The sequence below is a fragment of the Bacillus sp. GMs2/2 genome, assembly GCF_050172095.1.
GTDB classification, from domain to species: Bacteria; Bacillota; Bacilli; order Bacillales; family Bacillaceae_G; genus Bacillus_A; species Bacillus_A cereus.
In genome coordinates, this window is sequence record NZ_JBNLYE010000456.1 from 1 (window position 1) to 2,762 (window position 2,762).

Sequence of the window (2,762 nt, forward strand, 5' to 3'; positions counted from 1 at the left end):
ATTCAGTTCATACTTTATTTGTCATGATTCAAATGATTAATAAGTACTTATTAAGTATAGACGAAAGACTAATCCTTCTGATTACAAATTGGGGGATTTTTTTATTCCCGTTTGTCTTAGTTGAAACTTACTAATTGTTAAATGTACTTCACAAATAAAGGAGCGAGAAAAATGAGTACTTCAGATACTATTGTTACACATGTAATGCTCTATATAAGTCGTTAATATCCATCAAACTTATATAGAGGAATTAAAAAATGGATGGATGTTCCGACTTTATATGAAACGTTTCGATATATAAAGGAGGAATTATTATGTCAATGATAAAGGTCCAAGACTTAACTTTTTCATACCCAGGTAGCTTTGATAATATTTTTGAAAGTGTAAACTTCCAAATAGATACGGATTGGAAGCTAGGATTTATTGGTAGAAACGGACGAGGTAAAACGACATTCTTTAATTTATTGTTAGGGAATTATGAGTATAGCGGGAAAATCCTTGCTTCAGTAGAATTCAATTACTTCCCCTACTCTGTTTCAGATAAGAACAAATTCACTCATGAAATCCTTGAAGAAATTTGTCCCCAAGCCGCAGATTGGGAACTTCTACGTGAGATATCCTATTTAAATGTTGATGCTGAGGTCATGTACAGACCATTTAAAACATTATCAAATGGGGAACAAACAAAAGTGTTGCTTGCTGCACTGTTTTTAAATGCGGGTCAATTTCTATTAATTGATGAACCAACAAATCACTTAGATACAGATGCACGAAAGATAGTCTCCGATTATCTAAGGAAGAAAAAAGGATTTATTTTAATTTCACATGACAGAATCTTTTTAGATGGGTGTGTTGACCATATCCTATCTATTAATAGAGCAAATATTGAAGTTCAAAGTGGTAACTATTCTTCTTGGAAGTTAAATTTTGATAGACAGCAAGAACATGAGAAGGCTACAAATGAGCGTCTACAAAAAGACATAGGGCGATTAAAACAGTCTTCCAAACGTTCAGCAAGTTGGTCTAATGACGTGGAAGCTTCAAAAAATGGAACGAGGAATTCAGGCTCTAAGTTGGATAAGGGGTTTGTAGGACATAAAGCAGCCAAGATGATGAAAAGAGCAAAAAACCTTGAATCAAGGCAACAAAAAGCTATTGAGGAAAAATCAAAATTACTAAAAAATGTGGAAAAAACTGAGTCATTAAAATTGGAACAATTGCAATTTAAATCAAATGAATTGGTTACTTTAGTTGACGTGTCCGTTAAGTACAATGATCAAATTGTGAATGAGCCGATTAGCTTCATAGTTGAACAAGGTGACCGAATTGTACTTGATGGAACGAATGGGAGCGGAAAAAGTAGTATCCTAAAACTAATTCTAGGACATCCGATACAGCATACAGGCTTAGTTACTTTAGGTACAGGACTCATCATTTCCTATGTCCAACAAGATACTTCTCATTTGAAGGGATCACTATCAGGCTTTATTGAAGAGCACAAGATTGATGAAACCTTATTTAAGTCCATCCTAAGTAAGATGGACTTTGACCGAATTCAATTTGAAAAAGATATATCTCATTATTCTGGTGGACAAAAGAAAAAACTGCTTATCGCTAAAAGCTTATGTGAAAAAGCTCATATATATATATGGGACGAACCACTAAATTTTATAGATATCTATTCCCGCATGCAGATTGAAGAACTTATTCAACAATTTAATCCCACAATGGTTATTGTTGAGCATGATAAAATATTTCAACAAACAGTTGCAACGAAAACTATATCTATGTAGCTCAAAACGAATACTTGAAAATATAATCAGCAAATTGAGTCATTGAATTATAAATACTTTAATGACGTGTTGAAAAAAGCCTAATTTCTCTACAATACATTGAGAAATTAGGCTTTAAATAGTAATAATAGAATTCATATACACTGAATAATTTACACGTTAGGTTTATCTGTTAATGCAGTAACAATCCTGTTCACTAAGTCTTCTGGCATCCATTCATGATTTGTATCATTCGTTTCATTTGGGCCTAAAGAATCAATAAACTTTTTAAACTTTGGAAATAAAACAATAGAAGTGATCCAATGTATCGTATGATTTATAGAGAAGAAATGAAAAACTCCTTGCTTTTCACCCTCCTGTAATATTTCTTTTAACTGTTCAAAATTACCTATGAAATACGGTTTAATCTTTTCTAATCGTGCACTTTCCTTAATAATCTCCTCATATGCCAATGATCCAATTTCAGGGTTCTCTTTTATATGTGTAGTAAAAACCGTTAAATATTCTCTAAGGGCATTGATAGGATCAAATTGATTCTTCTCAAGAAAATTGGGTAGCTCATTAGCAAGACCATATTTCTTAAACACCTCATAATATAGGTTTTCTTTCCCATTAAAATAGTAAGAGGCCATAGCAACATTCACTTTCGCTTCTTTTGCAATTTCTTGTATGCTCGTACCTTCGTAGCCACGCTCTCCAAATTTTTTCTTAGCAGCCTTTAAGATATTTTCCATCGTCTGCTCTCGAGATTTCCCCATTTCACACACCTCAAATAGTATATATTTCACTTCAAAAACCCAATAAGGACTTTGAATAGAGTATCTTTTTAATGAAATTTAATTATATATTTAAAGTGGTAACTTAACAACCGATGAAGTTCTGATTACTTTAAACAATATCCCCTTGCGTAGCATCAATAGCTTTCAAATACTTTATGCTCTTTTCTAATCGAGTGAAAGTCTGGACAAA

2 protein-coding genes are annotated in these 2,762 nt (G+C 32.6%); one reads left to right on the top strand and one right to left on the bottom strand.

All coding sequences use genetic code 11. The features are described from left to right. Nucleotides 1–314 precede the first annotated feature (314 nt). Nucleotides 315–1,793 (top strand): Lsa family ABC-F type ribosomal protection protein, encoded by a 1,479-nt coding sequence (locus ACQGS6_RS25940; RefSeq protein ID WP_000061799.1) that lies wholly within the window; start codon nucleotides 315–317, stop codon nucleotides 1,791–1,793. Between the two features lie 152 nt (nucleotides 1,794–1,945). On the opposite strand, the gene hlyIIR is transcribed toward ACQGS6_RS25940, so the two are convergent. Then, nucleotides 1,946–2,551 carry a hemolysin II regulator HlyIIR gene (hlyIIR, locus tag ACQGS6_RS25945; RefSeq protein WP_016080734.1) on the bottom strand — a complete coding sequence of 202 codons (606 nt, stop codon included), beginning with the start codon at nucleotides 2,549–2,551 and terminating at the stop codon, nucleotides 1,946–1,948. Between the last annotated feature and the right edge of the window lie 211 nt (nucleotides 2,552–2,762).